Annotated in this window: 27 protein-coding genes and 2 pseudogenes; 12 read left to right on the top strand and 17 right to left on the bottom strand. The window is 67.9% G+C overall.

Annotated elements, in window-relative coordinates; genetic code table 11:
• Positions 1–218 precede the first annotated feature (218 nt).
• A complete protein-coding gene (locus tag ACFY2X_RS26295) occupies positions 219–494 on the top strand; it encodes an MFS transporter (protein WP_389942449.1) in 276 nt (91 codons plus the stop codon).
• On the opposite strand, the gene ACFY2X_RS26300 is transcribed toward ACFY2X_RS26295, so the two are convergent.
• From ACFY2X_RS26300 to ACFY2X_RS26325, 6 genes are read right to left on the bottom strand one after another with little or no spacing between them, the layout of a single operon-like run.
• Entirely contained in the window at positions 495–1559 is a 1065-nt protein-coding gene (locus ACFY2X_RS26300) for an ArsO family NAD(P)H-dependent flavin-containing monooxygenase (protein ID WP_389942452.1), read from the bottom strand.
• Positions 1556–1933, bottom strand: coding sequence for a metalloregulator ArsR/SmtB family transcription factor (locus ACFY2X_RS26305; protein WP_389942455.1), 378 nt, complete (start codon positions 1931–1933; stop codon positions 1556–1558). The genes ACFY2X_RS26300 and ACFY2X_RS26305 overlap by 4 nt, the downstream gene beginning before the upstream one ends.
• A gap of 31 nt (positions 1934–1964) precedes the next feature.
• Positions 1965–2330, bottom strand: a complete 366-nt coding sequence (locus tag ACFY2X_RS26310; protein ID WP_389942458.1) for a hypothetical protein — start codon at positions 2328–2330, stop codon at positions 1965–1967.
• Positions 2327–2557 carry a hypothetical protein gene (locus ACFY2X_RS26315; RefSeq protein ID WP_389942461.1) on the bottom strand — a complete coding sequence of 77 codons (231 nt, stop codon included), beginning with the start codon at positions 2555–2557 and terminating at the stop codon, positions 2327–2329. The genes ACFY2X_RS26310 and ACFY2X_RS26315 overlap by 4 nt, the downstream gene beginning before the upstream one ends.
• 52 nt (positions 2558–2609) lie before the next feature.
• On the bottom strand, positions 2610–4007 hold the full coding sequence (locus ACFY2X_RS26320) for an FAD-dependent oxidoreductase (RefSeq protein ID WP_389942464.1): 1398 nt from the start codon (positions 4005–4007) through the stop codon (positions 2610–2612).
• Between the two features lie 27 nt (positions 4008–4034).
• On the bottom strand, positions 4035–4172 hold the full coding sequence (locus ACFY2X_RS26325; protein WP_389942467.1) for a hypothetical protein: 138 nt from the start codon (positions 4170–4172) through the stop codon (positions 4035–4037).
• Positions 4173–4340: 168 nt separating this feature from the next.
• On the opposite strand from ACFY2X_RS26325, the gene ACFY2X_RS26330 reads away from it, so the two are divergent.
• From ACFY2X_RS26330 to arsM, 3 genes are read left to right on the top strand one after another with little or no spacing between them, the layout of a single operon-like run.
• Positions 4341–4514: a hypothetical protein gene (locus tag ACFY2X_RS26330; RefSeq protein WP_389942470.1), complete on the top strand. Its 174-nt coding sequence runs from the start codon at positions 4341–4343 to the stop codon at positions 4512–4514.
• Between the two features lie 58 nt (positions 4515–4572).
• Positions 4573–5154, top strand: coding sequence for a sigma-70 family RNA polymerase sigma factor (locus ACFY2X_RS26335; protein WP_389942473.1), 582 nt, complete (start codon positions 4573–4575; stop codon positions 5152–5154).
• A 57-nt stretch (positions 5155–5211) separates the two neighbouring features.
• Complete coding sequence (gene arsM, locus ACFY2X_RS26340) at positions 5212–5967, top strand: arsenite methyltransferase (RefSeq protein WP_389942475.1); 756 nt, start codon at positions 5212–5214, stop codon at positions 5965–5967.
• Here arsM and ACFY2X_RS26345 read toward each other — a convergent pair.
• Positions 5964–6299: an ArsR/SmtB family transcription factor gene (locus tag ACFY2X_RS26345; RefSeq protein WP_389942478.1), complete on the bottom strand. Its 336-nt coding sequence runs from the start codon at positions 6297–6299 to the stop codon at positions 5964–5966. The two genes, arsM and ACFY2X_RS26345, sit on opposite strands and share 4 nt — an antisense overlap.
• 66 nt (positions 6300–6365) lie before the next feature.
• On the opposite strand from ACFY2X_RS26345, the gene ACFY2X_RS26350 reads away from it, so the two are divergent.
• Entirely contained in the window at positions 6366–7427 is a 1062-nt protein-coding gene (locus ACFY2X_RS26350; RefSeq protein WP_389942481.1) for a flavin-containing monooxygenase, read from the top strand.
• 213 nt (positions 7428–7640) lie between these two features.
• Here ACFY2X_RS26350 and ACFY2X_RS26355 read toward each other — a convergent pair whose 3' ends face one another.
• From ACFY2X_RS26355 to ACFY2X_RS26370, 4 genes and pseudogenes are all read right to left on the bottom strand, one after another.
• Positions 7641–8486, bottom strand: coding sequence for an MBL fold metallo-hydrolase (locus tag ACFY2X_RS26355; RefSeq protein WP_389942483.1), 846 nt, complete (start codon positions 8484–8486; stop codon positions 7641–7643).
• A 95-nt stretch (positions 8487–8581) separates the two neighbouring features.
• On the bottom strand, positions 8582–8929 hold the full coding sequence (locus tag ACFY2X_RS26360) for a TetR-like C-terminal domain-containing protein (RefSeq protein WP_389942486.1): 348 nt from the start codon (positions 8927–8929) through the stop codon (positions 8582–8584).
• 130 nt (positions 8930–9059) lie between these two features.
• Positions 9060–9200 (bottom strand): annotated as a pseudogene (locus ACFY2X_RS26365) (TetR/AcrR family transcriptional regulator); the annotation flags it as partial.
• Positions 9201–9236: 36 nt separating this feature from the next.
• Entirely contained in the window at positions 9237–9704 is a 468-nt protein-coding gene (locus tag ACFY2X_RS26370; protein WP_389942488.1) for a DUF4396 domain-containing protein, read from the bottom strand.
• 378 nt (positions 9705–10082) lie between these two features.
• Between ACFY2X_RS26370 and ACFY2X_RS26375 the strand changes: the two genes are divergently transcribed.
• The 3 genes from ACFY2X_RS26375 to ACFY2X_RS26385 all read left to right on the top strand — a co-directional run bounded on the left by ACFY2X_RS26375 (position 10083) and on the right by ACFY2X_RS26385 (position 11756).
• Positions 10083–10451 carry a BlaI/MecI/CopY family transcriptional regulator gene (locus ACFY2X_RS26375; RefSeq protein WP_389942490.1) on the top strand — a complete coding sequence of 123 codons (369 nt, stop codon included), beginning with the start codon at positions 10083–10085 and terminating at the stop codon, positions 10449–10451.
• On the top strand, positions 10448–11398 hold the full coding sequence (locus ACFY2X_RS26380; protein ID WP_389942492.1) for a M56 family metallopeptidase: 951 nt from the start codon (positions 10448–10450) through the stop codon (positions 11396–11398). The genes ACFY2X_RS26375 and ACFY2X_RS26380 overlap by 4 nt, the downstream gene beginning before the upstream one ends.
• Positions 11399–11606: 208 nt before the next feature.
• On the top strand, positions 11607–11756 hold the full coding sequence (locus tag ACFY2X_RS26385; RefSeq protein ID WP_389942495.1) for a hypothetical protein: 150 nt from the start codon (positions 11607–11609) through the stop codon (positions 11754–11756).
• 23 nt (positions 11757–11779) lie between these two features.
• Here ACFY2X_RS26385 and ACFY2X_RS26390 read toward each other — a convergent pair whose 3' ends face one another.
• Positions 11780–12052, bottom strand: coding sequence for a hypothetical protein (locus ACFY2X_RS26390; protein ID WP_389942498.1), 273 nt, complete (start codon positions 12050–12052; stop codon positions 11780–11782).
• A 315-nt stretch (positions 12053–12367) separates the two neighbouring features.
• Here ACFY2X_RS26390 and ACFY2X_RS26395 point away from each other — a divergent pair, with 315 nt between their 5' ends.
• A complete protein-coding gene (locus tag ACFY2X_RS26395; protein ID WP_389942500.1) occupies positions 12368–12781 on the top strand; it encodes a hypothetical protein in 414 nt (137 codons plus the stop codon).
• A gap of 89 nt (positions 12782–12870) precedes the next feature.
• Here ACFY2X_RS26395 and ACFY2X_RS26400 read toward each other — a convergent pair.
• From ACFY2X_RS26400 to ACFY2X_RS26415, 4 genes and pseudogenes are all read right to left on the bottom strand, one after another.
• Positions 12871–12957, bottom strand: a pseudogene (locus ACFY2X_RS26400) (hypothetical protein); the annotation flags it as partial.
• Between the two features lie 189 nt (positions 12958–13146).
• Positions 13147–13947, bottom strand: coding sequence for an IucA/IucC family C-terminal-domain containing protein (locus tag ACFY2X_RS26405; RefSeq protein ID WP_389942503.1), 801 nt, complete (start codon positions 13945–13947; stop codon positions 13147–13149).
• A gap of 187 nt (positions 13948–14134) precedes the next feature.
• Positions 14135–14758, bottom strand: coding sequence for a DUF305 domain-containing protein (locus tag ACFY2X_RS26410; protein ID WP_389942506.1), 624 nt, complete (start codon positions 14756–14758; stop codon positions 14135–14137).
• Positions 14759–14844: 86 nt separating this feature from the next.
• Entirely contained in the window at positions 14845–15309 is a 465-nt protein-coding gene (locus ACFY2X_RS26415) for a DUF6153 family protein (RefSeq protein ID WP_389942509.1), read from the bottom strand.
• Between the two features lie 96 nt (positions 15310–15405).
• Here ACFY2X_RS26415 and ACFY2X_RS26420 point away from each other — a divergent pair, with 96 nt between their 5' ends.
• The gene (locus ACFY2X_RS26420) at positions 15406–15618 is read left to right on the top strand and encodes a hypothetical protein (protein WP_389942512.1); all 213 of its coding nucleotides are present in this window, start codon (positions 15406–15408) and stop codon (positions 15616–15618) included.
• A 167-nt stretch (positions 15619–15785) separates the two neighbouring features.
• Positions 15786–16196, top strand: a complete 411-nt coding sequence (locus tag ACFY2X_RS26425) for a hypothetical protein (RefSeq protein ID WP_389942515.1) — start codon at positions 15786–15788, stop codon at positions 16194–16196.
• Between the two features lie 33 nt (positions 16197–16229).
• On the opposite strand, the gene ACFY2X_RS26430 is transcribed toward ACFY2X_RS26425, so the two are convergent.
• On the bottom strand, positions 16230–17147 hold the full coding sequence (locus tag ACFY2X_RS26430) for a methyltransferase domain-containing protein (RefSeq protein ID WP_389942518.1): 918 nt from the start codon (positions 17145–17147) through the stop codon (positions 16230–16232).
• Here ACFY2X_RS26430 and ACFY2X_RS26435 point away from each other — a divergent pair.
• Positions 17118–17429, top strand: a complete 312-nt coding sequence (locus tag ACFY2X_RS26435) for a MerR family DNA-binding protein (protein ID WP_389942521.1) — start codon at positions 17118–17120, stop codon at positions 17427–17429. The two genes, ACFY2X_RS26430 and ACFY2X_RS26435, sit on opposite strands and share 30 nt — an antisense overlap.
• The last annotated feature ends 135 nt before the right edge of the window (positions 17430–17564 follow it).

Genomic DNA, 17564 nt, shown 5'->3' on the forward strand with positions numbered 1-17564 from the left:
TCGCGCTGCTGCCGAGCCTGCTCACCTCGACACTCGGCGCTCCCGCCGTAGCACTCGGTCTGATCGAGGGCATCTCCGACGCGCTGGCGGGCACCGCCCGGTTCGCCTGCAGTGCCCTTGCCGATGATCCAGGTAGGCGCCGGGCGGTAGCGGTCGGCGGCTATTCCACCACAGCCGTGCTCGGCTCACTGATCGGCTTCGCCGGCTCGGTCTGACAGGTGGGTCTGCTGAAAGCCGTCGCCTGGACCGCGCGCGGCCTGCGGGTTCCGGCGCGCAATGCGCTGCTGGCCGACGTGGTGCCCGCCTCGGCGTACGGCAGGGCATACGGCTTCGAGTGGATGATGGACAACCTGGGCGCGGTGCTCGGGCCGCTGCTCGCCCTTGGGCTCGTCGCTCTGCTTGGGGTGCGGTGGGCGATCGCGCTGTCGGTGATCCCCGGTCTGCTGGCCGCCGCCACGATCGTCTCGGTGCCCGTCGGGCACCAGGAGTCGTGATCAGACTTCGAGCTGCCGCATGATCTCGGTGACGGTGCCTTTGGCGGTGCGGCCGGCGCCGATCAGCGTGGCGGAGGCGGGGCCGGTCCAGTCTCCGTAGCCGAGCAGATACAGCCCAGACTCGCCGAGCACGCGGGTGCCTTCGGTGGGAATGATGCCATCTGGGCCGCGCAGGCGCAGTGGGGTCAGATGGCCGAGGGTGGGACGGAAACCGGTGCACCAGATGATGACATCGCAGCTCAGGGCGCTTCCGTCGCGCCAGGCGACGCCCTCGGGGATGATCCGGCTGAACATCGGCTCGGCCTTGAGCACGCCGCGGTCGCGGGCCTCACGGACCGCGGGTATTGCGACGATGTCGCCCAGGCCGCCGATCCCGGTCGTCGCCTCACCGGTGAGCGCGGCACGGTGGCGGCGGGTGGCCAGGTCGAACAGCGCTCTGCCGTCCACCTCGTCGGGTAGCAGGCGGGGTGGCCGAAGGGTGGCCCAGGTGGTGCCGGTGACGGTGGAGACCTCGGCGAGGATCTGCGCGGCCGAGTTGGCGCCGCCCACGATCAGCACGTGCTTGCCCGCGAACGGCTCGGGGCCGCGGTAGCCGGTGGTGTGGAGCTGCTCGCCGCGGAAGTCGCGAATGCCCGGATAGTGCGGGACGTGGGGACGCCACCAGGTGCCGGTGGCGCTGATCACGACCCGGGCGTGCCAGGTGCCGTGATCGGTCTCCACCAGAAGCCGCTCGTGGCCCCGCCGTACGGCGTGTACGGTGGTCGGCCGGACGATGGGCAGGGCGTAGCGGTGCTCGTAGTCGGTGAGGTAGGCGACCGTGTCCGCGGCGCTGGGGTAGCCGCCATCCGCGGGCACGGGCATCATCCGGCCGGGCAGCGAGCTGTACTGGGCGGGCGAGAACAACCGCAGCGACGGCCAGGCATGCCGCCAGGCCCCACCCGGGGCATCCTGGGCGTCGAGGATGACGAAATCGGCCTTGGCCCGGCGCAGGTAGTAGCCGGCGGCCAGGCCGGCTTGGCCGCCGCCGATGACCAGAACGTCGACGGGGCGTGGAGCCTCGCTCATACGGTGGTGAGCTGCAGGTCGACCGGCCTGCTGGAGGCGGGTTCGGTCAGCGGTGCGAAGAGGGCGCCCAGCTTGTTCACCGCTTCGGGGATGATCCAGTAGTAGACCCAGGTGCCGCGCCGTTCGCTGTTGATCAGTCCGGCGGTGCGCAGCACCTTGAGGTGGTGGGAGATCGTGGGGGCGGTCAGGTCGAAGGCGTCGGTCAGGTCGCACACGCAGGCCTCGCCACCGGCGTGGGAGCCGATCATCGACAGCAGGCGCAGCCGTACCGGGTCGGCGACCGCCTTGAGCATGACCGCCAGTTCGGCCGCGTCGGTCTCCGACAGCGGCTCACGCGCGATCGGCGCGCAGCACTGGATCGTCACGGCGGTCATACGAGACTCCTTACTTCGAAATCTATCTAAATTATACGCGATGGTAGGCGACCAGGGTCAACGCAGCGGTCGTGCAGGCCAGGGCCACCACACCCATCACCCGGCCATAGCCGACGGCCTGGGCGAGTGCGACCGCTCCAAGCGGGGCCAGGGCCTTGTCGGCGACGGAGAAGATGGCGATCAGGACCGACAGGGTGAGCGTGGCAGCGACCTGGGCATTGGAAGCGCGCAGCTCACGGGCCATGGGGGCGAGGAAGACCGAGAAGGCGTAGTAGAGCACGCCATGGCCGGCGGGCTGGGTGACGGCCAGTGCGGCGACAATCTGCCAGCCGTGCCGGAAACGCGGCTGACCGCCGCCCCCGAGGTCGGGGGCGGCGGTCTCGGCGGTGGAGCTCATTCGCGCTCGCTGGAACAGGAGATGAGGGTCCTTCCGCTTGCCGTCGTCGCCCAGGCGCCCTCGGCTTCGGTGACGAAGCCCTGGGCTTGCAGGCGCCAGGTCAGGGTGCCTGCCATGTGGGCGATCGCTCGGGCGTAACCCGGGTTGGTGCTCGATCGCCGGGCGCCGACCAGGTGTCGGCCCAGCCGCTCGGTGTCCAGCCGGCCGTGGTCGCAGATGAGGCGCAAGGCTCCTTCTGGGCGGCGGTGGGGTATCCGTCTGACATGGTGATCCCTGCTCTCAGCCGCAGCAGCCGCCGCCGTTGGAGGCGGAGACGGTGGCCAGCGGGAGCGGGGCGGCCAGCAGGCCGCCGCTGATGCCGGTGGCCAGGCCGAGGCGCTGTTCCTGGGCCTCGGCCAGGCTGGAGGAGCAGACGCCGGTCTCGGGCAGGTCGAGCTGGACATTGCGCGCTGCCTCCCAATCGCCGGCCAGGGCGGCGACGACCGAGCGGACCTGCTCATAGCCGGTGGCCATCAGGAAGGTCGGCGCCCGGCCATAGCTTTTGACGCCGACCGCGTAGTAGCCGGGCTCGGGGTGCGCCAGCTCGTCGGCGCCGTGGGCCGGGACGGTGCCGCAGGAGTGCTGGTTGGGGTCGATCAGCGGGGCGAGCTGCCTGGTCGAGCCGAGGATCGGGTCCAGGTCGAGACGCAGCTCGGAGGCGATGGAGTGGTCGGGCCGGTAACCGGTGGCGGCCACAATGCGGTCCACGGTCACGGACTGCTCGGCTCCGGACGGGTCCCGGCTGATCACTGTTGCCTGCTCGCTGTCCGTGGTGACGGAGTGGACGAAGAAGCCGGTCAGCAGGCGGATGCGGTCGGAGTCGACGTGCGCGCGCAGGCGGGTACCGAGCGCGCCGCGTGCGGGCAGGGCGTCCGCGTCGCCGCCGCCGTAGGTGCGGCCGGCACTGCCGGCGCGGATCGCCCAGGTGATCGGGGTGTCCTCCAGCTGGGCCAGGGCGAGCAGGGTGGTGGCGGCCGAGTGGCCGGCTCCCACGACCAGGGTGTGCTTGCCCTCGTAGCGTTCCCGGTCGGCGCCGAGCACGTCGGGCAGGGCGTGGTCGGCGCCGACCGTGTTCTCTCCGTGGGCCGGCAGGCCGCTGGCGCCGAGCACGTTGGGGTTGGTATAGGTGCCGGAGGCGTCGACGACGGCGCGGGCCTGGAGCTCCTCGCCGCTCTCCAAGCGGATGAGGAACGGCGCGTCCTCGCGGCCGTTGGTGCGGACCCGGTCGTAGCCGAGACGGCTGATCGCGGAGACCCTGGCGCCGAGTCGTATCTTGTCGCCGAACAGCTTGGCCAGCGGCGCCAGGTAGTCGTCGATGAGTTCGGCGCCGGTGGGCAGCCAGTCGGGGTCGGGGGCCGTCCAGCCGTCGGCCTGCAGCAGACGCTGGGCGGCGGCGTCGATGTTGTACTTCCACGGGCTGAAGACCCGCACATGCCCCCACTTCGCGACCGAGACGGCGACCTGCTCGCCGGCCTCAAGCACAAGGAAGTCCTGGCCGCGTTCGGCCAAGTGGGCGGCGGCGGCCAGCCCGACTGGGCCGGCACCGATCACCGCGACGGGCAGCGCGCTGGTGGCGCCGGAGTTCACGGTCTGCTCAAGCTCAAGGGAAGCGGTGGTGCCGCAGCAGCTGGCGCTCATGACTGTTTCTCCCGGATCGGTGATGGCTTAGCGGAACAGCAAGGTGTTGATGAGCGCGCGGTCCACCGCGGCCCTCGCGTGGCACGCGGTGTCGCAGACTTCGCCGCGGTCCTCGTCGAACGAGATGTCCTGAACCTGACCGAGCCGGCGGAGCAGAGCGCCCATCGCACACCTCTTGCTTCGAAGAATGTCTAAGTAGGCTGTAGCTTGCCTGATGAATTAGAGAACTGTCAAATTAGAGAATCATCTAATCTGGGGGCTCGGAGGTGCGCATCCATTCCGGCCTGGCGACGTCTACCCAGGCGATCCGTTCGCATCGCATGGAGGTCCGACATGACCGCAACTCAGTCCGCCACCGCAGAGCCCGTGGCCGTGGAGCCCGCCAAGAGCTGCTGCTCCGCCACCGCCTTGCAGACCTGCTGCGCACCCGAGGCCAAGGCCGAATGCTGTGGCACCCCCGCCGACGCCCTGGCCGCCGAAGCACCCAGCAGCTGCGGCTGCCAGTGATCTACCCGGAGGGGCCGGACTTGCCGGCCCCTCCGCCATGGGAAGGAGCAACACCTTGATGCCCCAAGCTCGCCGGGAAGTCGCCGATGCGGCTCGGCTCTGGTTTGAGATGCGGGAACGGCTGGTCGCCTTCGTCGCCCGTCGCATCGACCGACCCGACGATGCCGAGGACATCGTGCAGGAGGTGTTCCTCAAGATGGGCCGGGGCATCGATGCGGTGCGCGACAATGAGCGGCTGGAGGCATGGATCTACCAGATCACCCGCAACGCCATCGTCGACTACCACAGGGCCGCACTCCGCGCGGACCGGACGCGCACCCGCGCCGCCCTCGATCGCAGCATGGACTCCGGCGCGGGCGACCTCGACGCGTTGGCGACACTGGCCGGCTGCCTGGATCCGATGCTGTCGCGATTGCCCGGACACCATCGGGAAGCGATCACCCTCACCGAATACGACGGCCTCACTCAGGCGGAGGCCGCTCGCCGTACCGGCCTCTCCGTTCCGGGGATGAAGTCTCGCGTCCAGCGCGCTCGCGCCCGGCTGCGTGACATGGTGCTCGCCTGCTGCCGGGTCGCGCTCGACGCCCGGGGCGGCATCCGGGAAGTCCGCCCCAACGGGCCGTGCTCTTGCGATACCTGAATCGATGAGCTTCTATTTAGATAAGAGTCTCATCAATGATGGGCGAGGGAGGCTGTCATGACGCAGCCTGACGACCTGCGCGAGCAGGTCAGAACGCACTACGCGGCCGCGGCTCGGGCGGTCACCGGCGGCACCCTCTTGGAGTGCTGCTCCGGCGGCTGCGGTCCCGCCGACGTCGAATCGGCCCCACCCGGCAGTGCCCTGTACGGCACGGCCGAACGCCAGGAGCTGCCCGCCGACGCGGTCGCGGCAAGCCTTGGCTGCGGCAACCCGGTCGCGGTCGCCGACCTCCACGACGGGGAAACCGTTCTGGACCTCGGCTCCGGCGGAGGGATCGACGTCCTGCTCTCGGCCCGCCGTGTCGGTTCCACCGGCAGGGCCTACGGCCTGGACATGACCGACGAGATGCTCACCCTGGCCGAGGCCAACGCGGCGAAGGCCGGTGCCGCCAATGTCACGTTCCTCAAGGGCGCCATCGAAGCCGTTCCGCTACCCGGCCAGAGCGTCGACGTCGTGATCTCCAACTGCGTGATCAACCTGTCCGTCGACAAGCCCGCCGTCTTCGCCGAGGCTTTCCGTGTGCTCAAGCCCGGCGGCCGGTTCGGCGTCTCCGACGTCGTCGCCGAGGATCACCTGACCCTCGCGGAAAGGGCCGCGCGAGGGGACTACGCCGACTGCATCGCGGGCGCCCTGTCCATCGCGGAGTATCGCGACGGCCTGACCGCGGCCGGATTCATCGCCGTTGAGATCGATCTCGCTCACCGGGTGGCCGACGGCATGCATTCGGCGATCATCCGGGCGATCAAGCCCTAGCCGCAGGTGGTGCTCGGCGGGCAGGCATCCGGTGGGCAACACGCCTGCAGGCTGAGCTGCAGGTCGGCCAGTGCGCGGCCGATCCGGCCGGGATCGGCCCGGTAGTAGACGGTCTTCCATTCGCGCCGGGAGGTCAGCACCCCGCCGTCACGCAGCGTGGCCAGGTGGATGGAGGTGGCCGACTGCGCCAGCGACATGCGCTCGGCGACCTGGTTGACGGTCAGCTCGATCCCACCGGCGAACAGCATCAGGATCTGCTGGCGGGTATCGCTGGCCATCGCCTTGAGGAAGCCGCGCGCCGCATCGCTCAGCTCGATTGAACTCGACGTCATGGTCATAGCATCACCCCTCCAGCATCATATTGTCATTTTCGAAAATGACAATATGATGCTGGAGCCATGGACACCATCGTCATCGGCGGCGGCCAGTCCGGCCTGGCAGCCGCCCGCACGCTGCTGGACGCCGGCCTGACCCCCGTGCTGCTGGAAGCGGCAGACCAGACCACCGGCTCCTGGCCGCGCTACTACGACAGCCTGACCCTGTTCTCGCCCGCCCGGTACAGCTCGCTGCCCGGCATGCCGTTCCCTGGTGACCCGGATCGATATCCGCATCGGGACGAGGTCGCCGCCTACCTGGCCCGTTACGCCGATCACCTCGATGCCGAGATCCGCACCGGCACCCGCGTCACCGCCGTGCAGGCCGGCGAAGACGGCTTCGCCGTACGGACAGCCGACGGAACCACGTTCACGGCACCCAGTGTGATCGCTGCCAGCGGCTCCTTCACCAACCCCTATATGCCCGTCCTCCAAGGTCAGGCGGACTTCACCGGCGAGATCCTGCACGCCGCCGGCTATTCGGCCCCCGCCCCGTACGCGGGCAAGCGGATCATCGTGGTCGGTGCCGGAAACTCGGCTGTCCAGATCGCCTATGAGCTCGCCGACGTCGCCTCGGTAACGCTCGCCACCCGAAAGCCGATCCGTTTCGTGGATCAGCGTCCCCTGGGCAAGGACCTGCATTTCTGGTTCACCGTCACCGGCTTCGACCGCTTCCCCGCCCGTCTCGTGAGTAGTCCGCCCGGTGCTCCCGTCCTGGATGAGGGCATCTACCGCCGGGCGCTACGCCAAGGCCGGATGGACCGGCGCCCGATGTTCACTCGCTTCGACGGCGACGAGGTGGTGTGGGCCGACGGCAGCCGCGAGCCCGTCGACGTGGTGCTGCTGGCCACCGGATACCGGCCGCACCTGGACTACCTGGACGGGCTTGGCGCGCTCGATGAGACCGGCTACCCCCGGCATACGCAGGGCCTGTCCCTCACCCACCCAGGACTCGGCTTTCTCGGCCTGGAGTGGCAGCGCACCCCTTCCTCCAACACCCTGCGCGGGGTGGGCCGCGACGCCCGCTACCTCACCCGGAAACTGAAGAACCACCTGGGCGTGCGGCACTCCCGAGCGGGCGTGTAGCGGTGAACGGCTTCCCGATGGTGACGATCGCGCTGGTCGTCTTGCCGATGGTGGCATGCTGACGGCGGGTACTGGTCTCACCGACGCTGCTCGCCGCCTGCTGGCCTCACCGGCAAGCCTGCATAAAGTGAGCCATCGCTCTTCAGCGCTCGATCAACGCGCTCATCGGAAGTGATTGCATATATCCGGCTCCTCCACGCTCGGGTAGGCCGGTCAGGGCGAATCGTGGAGCGTGAAGCCGGCGCCCCTCCTGCGGACCGTTCCGGCTCGGGTGAGATGCGTGGCCAGGAAGATCCCTTCACGGTCGGCGAGGTCGTTGAGCACGCGGTGGCGGGAAACCGCCGCCTGGCCGGGGTCGTCGCACAGTGACGAGGAGATGTCCGGGTGGCTCAGCTGCAGGGGATGATGGATCAAGTCGCCCCCGATCACCGCAGTCCGGCCGCCGTCGCTGATCTCCACGACGAGGTGGCCGGGGGTGTGCCCGGGAGCGGGCAGCAGCCGTACGGCGTCGTCGATCCGATGGACTCCGGTGACCAGGTCCAGCAGGCCTGCCTTCTGCACGGGAACGATGCATTCGCTGATCCGCCTCGCGTGCCGGATACGGCCGCCGGCGAAGTGCTCGTATTCCTTCTCGGCCAGGAGATAACGCGCGGCGGGAAAGGTCGGCTCCAGTTCGTCGGTCGTGTTCCAGCCGACGTGGTCGTGGTGAAGGTGCGTGTTGACGACGATGTCCACGGCGCCGGGGTCGATGCCGGCCTCGGCCAAGGTGGTCATCCATCGGGAGGTGAAGCCGGGAAAGGGGCCGCTCTTGCCCTGCTTGCGTCCGCCGAGGCAGGTGTCGACCAGGATCGTCTTGCCTCCGCCGAGGATGGCGAAACCCGTGACGACCATGGGCGAGCGCATGCCGTCCTCTGCGAGCAACCGGCTCAGCTCGGCGGCCGGCAGGTGGGGGAACAGGCGCTCGGGTGGCAGGACGTCTCCCGCCGCGTCGATCAACGGGACTACCCTGCGCCGTCCAACGGCGACGGGCTCAGGCTGGGGTGGAATGTGCAACGACACGACCGGCTCCTCGCGGGACGGGCTTCAGATATCGAACAGGAGTGTTCAGAAAGGAAGTACCGTCCGGTGTGACCCCGGGGCAATCTTCAAACAGGTCATGGATGTGCATAAACGGACACTTGAGAACCATCTGTTCGGATTTCAGCCTCCGGAAGGCCGGTGGGGTGTCTGTCGTCCAGGATCGTCGTGACCCCCCTCGTCAGTACCCGCTGGAAGACGTCGTCCATTTGTTCGGGTGTCTCCGTCGTGTCGGCCTCGACCCAGCGGGCGAGTAAGGCCATGAACGCGCCGACGGCGCAGGTGACGACCAGGTCCATGCCCGCGGCCGGGCGGACTCCTCGCGGAAGGGCGGCGAGGAGCTCTGCGCGGACGAGCGACGACAGGACCTGCTGGATACGGGCATGAACAGCCGCGTCGCCGTGCCGTCCCAGCAGGGCTCGCACCAGGTGGCGTTCGCTCGTCGATGTGCTCCAGCAGAGGGAGGCTGAAGGCGAACATCCGGTCCGGCTCAGCGGCACGCCGAGTTCCGAAAAGGGCGGTCAGCTCGTCGATGTTACGGAACAGCACGTCCTGCTTGTCGACGAAGTGGGAGTAGAAGGTCGAGCGGCCGACGTCAGCATGGCCGATGATGTCGGTGACGGTGACCGCGCCGTACCCCTTTTCCAGGATCAGGTCGACCAGGGCGTCCTGTACGGCTCGCCGGGTGCGGCGCACCCGGCGATCGAGTCGGTCCGCGGGAGGTCTTCGTGGTCAGTGGTGGTAGGCGTGGACCACCGCGTGCCCCTTGCCCTTGCCGATGATCCACCTGTTGATCGGGGTGGTGACCAGGAAGGCCACCAGCAGGGAGAACGCGAGAGCACCCCAGAACAGGGCAGAGGCGAGGCCGGCGTCCATGGCGCCCGGGACGACCACCATCACGCCGTTGTCGACGATCTCCATGACGAGGATCGACAAGGTGTCGGCGGCGAGTGCCAGCCGTACGGCCTTGCGCCAGTCGACTCCTGCCTTGCGCAGTCCCACCAGAGTGAGTGCGTAGCCGGAAACGAAGGCCAGAACGACGGACAGGACGACGACGGGCGCGTTCGACCAGCCCAGCGCCGTGCCGATCACCATGCCGAGCACCTCGCCGATGGCGCACCCGGTGAGGCAGTGCAGGGTCGCCGACGCGGCCATCCGCCAGGTCACCTTCCCCGCGTGACCGGCATGAGAGTGGTCCATGTGCGCATGTGAATCATGGCCGTGGTGCCCCTCGTGGCCCGCATGATCCATGTGGTGCATCGGCTCCGACATCACAATCTCCTGACTCGTGCATCATCCTCGCCCGGCGACTATATACCTGTGGGGGGTATACGGCAATGAGACTTCCGTCGGAGGCCCAAAAGCATCAAGACCACGCGGATGGATCACTTCATCCCAAAAGGGAATCCCGGGGGGTGCGACTCTACTATGGACGATCGGCGTAGAGTCGCGAGGCATCGGTGATCACCATGTCGCCGACTCGGTGGCTCACAGGTCGGCGGCAGGAATGACGCATGGGTAGGCGTCTACGACGGCCGGTAGCATTGAATGATCACAGGTAGAGGGGAGTCTCACACGATGCGCGGTCTGGGAGACCTGGAGTCGGCGATCATGGATCGTCTGTGGTCGTATCGCCGACCCGCCTCGGTCAGGGACGTGCTTGAAGACCTCCGCCGCGAGCGGGAGATCGCCTACACCACTGTCATGACGGTGATGGACAAGCTGCACACCAAAGGCCTGCTCCGCCGCAAGCCGGTCGGCCGCGCCTACATCTACGAGGTGGTCGCCACGAAGGAGGCCTACACCGCCGAGCTGATGCGCAACACCCTGGCCTCCAGCGGCAACCAGGCGGCCACGCTCGTCCACTTCCTGGAACGGCTGACTCCCCAGGAGGCCGAGGCGCTCGATGCCGCGCTCAAGGTATATCCGCTCCGGAGCCGCACATGATGGCCGCGGCCGTCCTGGCGCTGTACGCCGTGGTCGCCGTGGTCCTGTTTCCCCGTCTGCTGAGCCGGGGCGAGTGGGCCGAGCGTGCCCCTCGTCTGGCGATCTCCGTGTGGCTGGCCGCCTGCATCTCCGCGGTTGCCTCCGTGGTCCTTTCGGCGCTCGCCGCGGCGATCCCCGCCAACGTGATCGGACACGGGTTGGCCAAGTTCTTCGAAGCGTGCGCGGACATGTTCTCCGATGACATGGCCCTCACTTCGCCCGGCGCTCGTGCCGCCTTGTTCGGTGCCGCTCTGGTCTCGGCCAGAATCATCTACTGCGGGGTGGCCATTCTGGTCAGAACGCGGCGGGAGCGGCGGCAGCACGCCGACATGTTGAACATCCTCGGCCACCACGACGGCAAGCTGGGGGCGGTCGTGCTGGATCATGATGAGGCCGCCGCCTACTGCCTGCCCGGGCGGAAGGGAAGGGCGGTCATCACCACCGCAGCCCTCCGATCTCTGGCCGCCGAAGAGGTGGCCGCGGTCCTCGCTCACGAACGGGCTCATCTTCGGGGGCGGCACCACCTGGTGCTGGCCGCCACCGAAGCCTTCTCCCAGGCTTTCCCCCGCCTGCCGCTGTTCACTCGGGCCAGGAACGAGGCCGCGCGGCTGATCGAGCTCCTCGCCGACGACGTCGCGGCTCGCCGCCATTCCCGCATCCACATCGCCGCCGCCTTGGTACGGCTGGCCACCGGCCGGGCTCCGGCTTTCACGCTGGGGGCCGGTGGTGAGACCGCCCTCACCCGGGTCAAGCGCATGCTCAGCCCGGCCGCTCCCCTCGGGCGGCGGGAACGCATGGTGGGACTCGCCGCCGTGGCTCTCCTCCTCGCCGGTCCCGTGGTCGTGGCCGCCGTTCCCGGCCTGCGCTCGTTCCTGGCTCACCATTGCCACGACATCGCGATCTTCTAAGCCGGGCTGACTACGATAAAAAGTAGTAGTCGAGGATAGGCTGCTGGTATGGCCTCCATCGACCGGCGTCTCCGCCTGCGCACCGGCGCTGTCCTGCGACGGGGAACTCGCCGCGCGTGGCCAGACCGGTCGGACCGATACCGCCTGCATCTTCGACCAGATCATCACCGAACCGGCTCACCAGCGCCTCGGCCTCGGGACGGTGGTGATGGGCACACTCACCAACGCGGCCATTGAAAACGGGGTGTCCGCAGGCATTCTGGGCGCGACCATCCAGGGCCGAGCACTCTATGAAGCGCTCGGCTGGAAGGTCCTCTCACCATTGACCGGCTTCGTCTACAAGCCCGTCACCTCGTGACCTCAGGGATCCCCTGGACTTAATCATCTAGCCACGAACGTCAGATGGCCCACTGCGGCCGCCAGCACGAGCCACCCGGTCGTGGCGGTGAGCCACCCGTGGTCTCCGGCGCCGGTGATCGCGTAGATCAAGACGCCGGACGAAGCGGTGACCAGCAGCGCACCGAGCACATCGAGCCGAGGCCGAGGTGCGGCCACGCTCTGGTGCGGCAGCATCCGGGCGAGAGCCGTCACGTTCAAGATCATCATGAGCTGGGCCAGGCATAACAGGACCAGTGGCAGCCAGCGTCGGAACATTCGATGACCGTCAGCCGCCGCCGGGCGGTGCCGGGATGTGGGGTGTGATTCATCAGTCTCCCTAAATTGAACACTGATGTTCGACTTAGGATATAGTCGAGTTTGCGATAAGTCGAACACCAATGTTCAGTTTCGCGAAAGGCGCGGTGAGGCAGATGGTCAGCGGACAACCGGCCGACAATGGAATCCGGGAGTCGGCAATCGGCGGTTCTCCAGCAGGGTGGGTGCTCGCCGCACGACGAGGGCCCCGAGGAGACTCACGTTCTGCCGACCCGTTCCTGGCGGCCGATCATGCGTAGTGATCCGGTGTTGGGCATGGACACCACCGTCGTGCTACTGCTGGCGGGGTTGATCTTTCTGGGGGCGTTGGTGCTGGGCGTCTGGAAGTACCGGCAGATACTCCACTCGGAACGGCACGTAGCCCATCCCTATGTGGACATCGCCCACCGGGCTGCGTTGCTTTATTCGTTCGCGACGCTGCTGATCGCGGTGTTCGTCGAGCTGAGTGGCTGGCCGCCGGTGGTGAATCTCGTCGCGGCCGGCGTCGTCATTCTGTTCTTCGTCGCGGCGATCGCGACCTACGTCTACCACGGCTGGCGCCAGAACACCGACAACCAGCTTCGCCATCCCGTCCGCGGCACGGCTGCCTTCATGTCCGCGCTGATCGTCAGTGAGATCGGCGGCGTCATCGTCCTGCTGGCCGGATTCGTCCAGGCGCAACTGTGGTGAACCACCACTCCAGGAAGGCGGCCAGGTCCGGGGGCGGGTATGGGCCGGGTGAGGCCGACTCGAGCGCGCCCGGTGTTGCCTTGGGGATAGCGGGCCAGGGCGGAGCCGGGTGCGGCCACGAGGATCCGGATGACCGGGCCGAGTGCCTCGCGCCGGCCTCGCTGAGGCGGAGCCAGGGTGAATGTGGCAAGGCGGTCGCGGGTGTGTTGCGGCCAGACTCAGGGCTGGGACAGGAGGTGGGCTCGCGGCGGTGGATCACGGGACGGCTGGGAACAAGGTGCGGCCGTCTCCTCGGGACTCATGTCGACTTTCTGAATGCGGGCCGGTCGACCTGCGGGTAGGGCTTTGTGAACCGCGCAGTCGGATCAGTGCGGGACAGCGCCACCTGTGAGGATCCGACGGTAGTTGGCCACGCGGTCCTCCACGCTGTCGAGACAGCAGCTGGCGCATTTCTCGCCATGGTCCGCGGTGTAGAACAGGCAGCACGTCCGGCGCAGATAGAACAGCCCCTCCCGGCCGTCCTCGGCGAGCCGGACCATCTCGCCGAGCCTGCCCAGCTCCTGAGGGCAGGCCGCGAGGAACTCCTCATACGCGCGCTGTAGCGCGTCGACGTCAGCGCCCGGGATCCTGCTCGCGGCCCCGAACGCCGCGGCACATCCCTGGGCGATACCGCCGTTGAGCTGACGCTTGCCTGCCCGGCTGTGCGTGCGCAGCGCGTCGGCGAGAGGAAACAGGTGATCGTCGAGCACCTGACTCACGAGCAGCCCCAACCGTTCGCCGGCGGTCATGCCTGAGACATCGACCAGCCGCGGCCTGCGCAGTGCGACGGCCTCGAACCCGTGATGATCACTGAGCCGGAGCGCCATGTTCTCCGGCCGGACATCCAGCACCACGCCGTACAACGCCCAGGCCAGCAGCGCGGGAGCGGTCACGGTGCCGGCGTAGACCGCCATGACCGTAAGAGCCACCGCGTGTGCGGACACCTGGCCGCTGCCCACGCGCTCAGCCTCAAGAACCTGGGTCAACTCCGTCGAGGTGGGATCCAGCAACCTGTCCGCGGGGATCCAGTCCTCCTCCGGATCCAGACCGACCTCCAGCCGATAGCGCTCGCCGTAGCTCGCGAGGGTCTCCAGCAAGGTGACGAGGTCGGTGGACGGATGAGTCACGATCGGTAGCTCCTGGAGTGACGAACGGCGGTGGCCGCGAACAATTCTGCGCTATCGCGCCACTTGGGCAGATCTGGATGGCCGTAGGACGCATCAGACTCATCAGCCCGCATATGCGGCACAGTGCCGAAAAGCCGGCGGTGTCCAGGCGTGAGCCGTACCTGGACACCGTCGGCCGTTACGTGACCTAGAGCCGGTCGAGAAGTTTCTGCATCTGCGCGATCTCGGCCTGCTGCGCGGTCTCGACGGTCTTGGCGAGCTCCTTGGCTTCGGGGCTGGCTCCCTGTTCCTGCTCGGTCTTGGCCATCGTGATCGCTCCCCTGTGGTGAGCGATCATGAGCTTCGCGAACATCCGGTCGAACTCCGCACCCTTCGCCGCCTGGAGCTTGCCCATATCCGCCTCGGTCATCATTCCCGGCATGCCATGACCGCCATGGTCCCCTTCCGAAGGCGCGACCTTCCAGGCGGGCAGCCAGCCGGTCATGATGGTGATCTCCGGATCCTGAGCGGCCTTGATCTTCGCCGCGAGCTCCTTGACCTCGGGATCGGCGGCCCGCGTCTCGGCGAGCTCGGCCATCTCCACGGCCTGCTCATGGTGCGGGATCATCATCTGCGCGAAGGCGGAGTCGGCGTCGTTGAAAGCGGCTCCCGGCTGCTGACTCGCGGTGGCAGAGGGGGCGCTGCTGGTCATGCCGGTGTGCCCGGCCATCGAGTCGTCACCGTCTCCGCAGGCGGTAAGCAGTGCAAGGGCTGCGGCTCCCACCGCGGCGATCAGTGCGAGCCTGTGGGCGGCGGATCGGTTGGTGAACATGATTGCCTGATCTCTTTCGATTCGTTGTGCCTGTGTGCCGATCGTTTGCGGGCAGGCCTCCACTGCCGCCCGCCGAGGCGATCGGCCTATATGCGCAGAACCGAGAGACGCGCCAGGCGCAGAACCGTCCTCTGGGGTGGTGGCCGGGCGACAAGCAGTGCGGGCGATGGGCCGACAGGGCGGACTTCCGGAATCCGTCGTGTCCACGCCGATGCCGCGCCGGCCAGGAGAAGGAGAAGGAGAAACGAGGTCAGCACGGCCAGGCAGACGGAGGTCGGATCAAGGCGGGGAAACGTGTCGTCAAGACCCGAAATCCACTCCTCGACATGGGCCGTCAGAGCGGAATGAAGTGGGGGCGACGCTTCCCGCCCTCCATGACCATTAGCAGAGACGTGCGCGAAGACGCCAGGTATGTCACCGTGCCCCTGCTCATGGCTCAGATGCCCCAGCGTGTGCATCCCGGCGACGCCCAGAACCAGGGCGATCGACAGGAGCCAGCGAGGCACTCGCCAGGCGAGGCTGTGGGGCGAACCGTCCACCTTCCCCTGCATGCTCCAGATCCGGCCGTTTCCATCCGACTGACCTACGACTGTAGATCGTAGCAAGTCGGTACAAGTATGGAGCGTGAAACCTCAGGAGGACAGTTGATGCTGGACATGCACACGGAAAGATCTACGAGTCGCCGTGCGCTTTCTACTGCATATATAGTAGAAGGCTGGCGAGCCGATGTCGCATTCGAGACGGCGACCATCGCCGCGCTCGGCGGTGAACGCATGGTCGATACCTACTACGGGCTCTACAACACCTTGTCGGGAATCGGCGTCGCCGCCGGAAACCTGCTCAGCGGGGGCGGCGCTTGATGCCGGCCGACAGATGGGAGTTCCGAGTCGCGTGGTGTGGTCTGGCCATCACTTCAGCAAGCAGGCCACTCAGCGTATGCCGGTAGCCGGCCTGGCCAAGGTGATGACCGCTTACATCGTGCTCAAGGAAGTCAAGCTGACCGACACAGTCGAGATCACGGCGGATGATGTGCACTACGCGCAGAACGGCGGCGTGCCTCAACGCCGACAGGCTGCCCACACCGAACGGCGAGGACCACTCCACCGCGCAGGACCAGGTACGACGCGCCGAGACAGCGCTGCGCAACCCGACGTTGGAGGCCGTCACCTTCAGTCGGCGGCGCGTCGTCGCCGAGACGGCGGATCGCCGTTCCTATGCCTGGAGTAACACCAACAAATTGCTCGGCGCGCCCGGCGCGCTCGGCATGAAGACCGGTTATACCCGTGCTGCGGGTTACTCCCTGGCCTTCGCCGCCGACCGCAAGGGTCGCCGGCTGGTCGGTGTGATCCTTGGTGAAACCATCCCCAGCCGGTGCTTCCAGACCGCCGGGCGACTCATGGACTGGGCGACTGAGGCAGCAGCCACAGGACAGCGATAGTGGATGCCGCCCTGGCGGGCTTAAGGCTGATGATCAGGGGCGGCGGGCCGCGGCGACGAACAGCGGCACGGCGAGGAACAGCCGCCCGTCGCGTGCGCGCCCGGCCTGCTCGGTGGTCCATCTGTCGGCTTGGTCCCGGGTAATCGCTCCGGCCGAGCAGGCGGCGTGGGCGATCCTGGAGAGGATGGGCAGCATCAGCGCGTCGGTGAACACACCGGTATGTACCTCTATGGCGACGTTGTCGAATCCGGCGTCGAGCAGAAGGTTGCGGTAGCCGCGGGCGGCTCGGGGGCTGTGGACGGTGTCGGCGCGGGCATGCACGATGGTCCGGGTCAAGGCCGGATCGTCGGAGTCGATGATGAAAGTCTCCCAGTCCTGGCCGATGAGGACGATGCGCCCGCCCGGAGCGAGCACGCGCCGGGCCTCGCCGAGCGCCCTGGCTGAGTCGTCGAGCTCGTGGTAGAGCTTCTCCGCCCGGTACCCGGCCACCTCCCCGTCCTGAAAAGGCAGCGCGTAGGCGTCGCCGACGCGGAGATCGGCATCGGGCATGCGTTGCCGGGCGGCGACGATCATCTGCTCGCTGGCATCGACGCCGATCGCCTTCACACCACGTTCGGTCATCTCCCCGACGGCCCGGCCGGCGCCGCAGCCGACGTCGACCACGCGCGTGCCCGGTGCCAGGCCGAGCAGCTCGTAGGAGAGGGCGCGCAGTGCGATTGCGCTCGGCAGGACATCGACCGCGTCGAGTAACCGAATCAACTGATTGACAGCATGATCCTCTTGGTCTGCGATTTGGTCTGTGACGGTGTTGTTGGACATGCGATCGAGGATGCGACTTAATGTCGACATGAAGTCAAGCGGAGATCCCACGGCGATGACCATCGGTGAGATCGCGGGACGCTTCGGCCTGGCGCCCGCCGGGTGGAAGGCGATCGCCGTCGTTATAGTCATGACGATCTTTATCGCGTGGCGGTGATTCTGCGCGCGAAGGAAGCCGGGTTCGCCCTCGACGACATCCGGGAGATGATCGCAACCGAGGACCGGGCCGCGCGGCGCGACATCCTGCTCCACCGGCACGCGGACCTGGCGCGGCGCATCGCCGAGGCGCAGGCCTCTCTCGAGCTGATCGAATGCGCCCTGGAATGCGACCATGAGGACTTCGCCAGTTGCCACCATTTCCAAGCCATGGTGGCTGAGCGGATCGGAGTCGACTCACCTGTGCGCGTTCGGTGATGGAACACCGGCGTGGGGGGGGGGGGGGGGGCGGCGGGCGGGCCCGCGGGGGGGGGGGGGGGGGGCCCCCCCCCCCGGGGGGGGGGCGGGGGGCCGGCGGGGGTGGACGCGCCGGGCGGGGCGGGGGGGGGCGGG

The sequence above is a fragment of the Streptosporangium sp. NPDC000396 genome, assembly GCF_042898655.1.
Classification (GTDB): Bacteria; Actinomycetota; Actinomycetes; order Streptosporangiales; family Streptosporangiaceae; genus Streptosporangium.

Bases quoted from the DNA above. Each gene is read 5' to 3' on its own strand.
- ACFY2X_RS26300 (WP_389942452.1), bottom strand. From the start codon at position 1,559: ATGAGCGAGGCTCCACGCCCCGTCGACGTTCTGGTCATCGGCGGCGGC.
- ACFY2X_RS26305 (WP_389942455.1), bottom strand. From the start codon at position 1,933: ATGACCGCCGTGACGATCCAGTGCTGCGCGCCGATCGCGCGTGAGCCG.
- ACFY2X_RS26310 (WP_389942458.1), bottom strand. From the start codon at position 2,330: ATGAGCTCCACCGCCGAGACCGCCGCCCCCGACCTCGGGGGCGGCGGT.
- ACFY2X_RS26320 (WP_389942464.1), bottom strand. From the start codon at position 4,007: ATGAGCGCCAGCTGCTGCGGCACCACCGCTTCCCTTGAGCTTGAGCAG.
- ACFY2X_RS26325 (WP_389942467.1), bottom strand. From the start codon at position 4,172: ATGGGCGCTCTGCTCCGCCGGCTCGGTCAGGTTCAGGACATCTCGTTC.
- ACFY2X_RS26330 (WP_389942470.1), top strand. From the start codon at position 4,341: ATGACCGCAACTCAGTCCGCCACCGCAGAGCCCGTGGCCGTGGAGCCC.
- ACFY2X_RS26335 (WP_389942473.1), top strand. From the start codon at position 4,573: ATGCCCCAAGCTCGCCGGGAAGTCGCCGATGCGGCTCGGCTCTGGTTT.
- arsM (WP_389942475.1), top strand. From the start codon at position 5,212: ATGACGCAGCCTGACGACCTGCGCGAGCAGGTCAGAACGCACTACGCG.
- ACFY2X_RS26345 (WP_389942478.1), bottom strand. From the start codon at position 6,299: ATGACGTCGAGTTCAATCGAGCTGAGCGATGCGGCGCGCGGCTTCCTC.
- ACFY2X_RS26350 (WP_389942481.1), top strand. From the start codon at position 6,366: ATGGACACCATCGTCATCGGCGGCGGCCAGTCCGGCCTGGCAGCCGCC.
- ACFY2X_RS26370 (WP_389942488.1), bottom strand. From the start codon at position 9,704: ATGGACCACTCTCATGCCGGTCACGCGGGGAAGGTGACCTGGCGGATG.
- ACFY2X_RS26375 (WP_389942490.1), top strand. From the start codon at position 10,083: ATGCGCGGTCTGGGAGACCTGGAGTCGGCGATCATGGATCGTCTGTGG.
- ACFY2X_RS26380 (WP_389942492.1), top strand. From the start codon at position 10,448: ATGATGGCCGCGGCCGTCCTGGCGCTGTACGCCGTGGTCGCCGTGGTC.
- ACFY2X_RS26385 (WP_389942495.1), top strand. From the start codon at position 11,607: ATGGGCACACTCACCAACGCGGCCATTGAAAACGGGGTGTCCGCAGGC.
- ACFY2X_RS26390 (WP_389942498.1), bottom strand. From the start codon at position 12,052: ATGTTCCGACGCTGGCTGCCACTGGTCCTGTTATGCCTGGCCCAGCTC.
- ACFY2X_RS26395 (WP_389942500.1), top strand. From the start codon at position 12,368: ATGGACACCACCGTCGTGCTACTGCTGGCGGGGTTGATCTTTCTGGGG.
- ACFY2X_RS26410 (WP_389942506.1), bottom strand. From the start codon at position 14,758: ATGTTCACCAACCGATCCGCCGCCCACAGGCTCGCACTGATCGCCGCG.
- ACFY2X_RS26415 (WP_389942509.1), bottom strand. From the start codon at position 15,309: ATGCAGGGGAAGGTGGACGGTTCGCCCCACAGCCTCGCCTGGCGAGTG.
- ACFY2X_RS26420 (WP_389942512.1), top strand. From the start codon at position 15,406: ATGCTGGACATGCACACGGAAAGATCTACGAGTCGCCGTGCGCTTTCT.
- ACFY2X_RS26425 (WP_389942515.1), top strand. From the start codon at position 15,786: ATGTGCACTACGCGCAGAACGGCGGCGTGCCTCAACGCCGACAGGCTG.
- ACFY2X_RS26430 (WP_389942518.1), bottom strand. From the start codon at position 17,147: ATGACTATAACGACGGCGATCGCCTTCCACCCGGCGGGCGCCAGGCCG.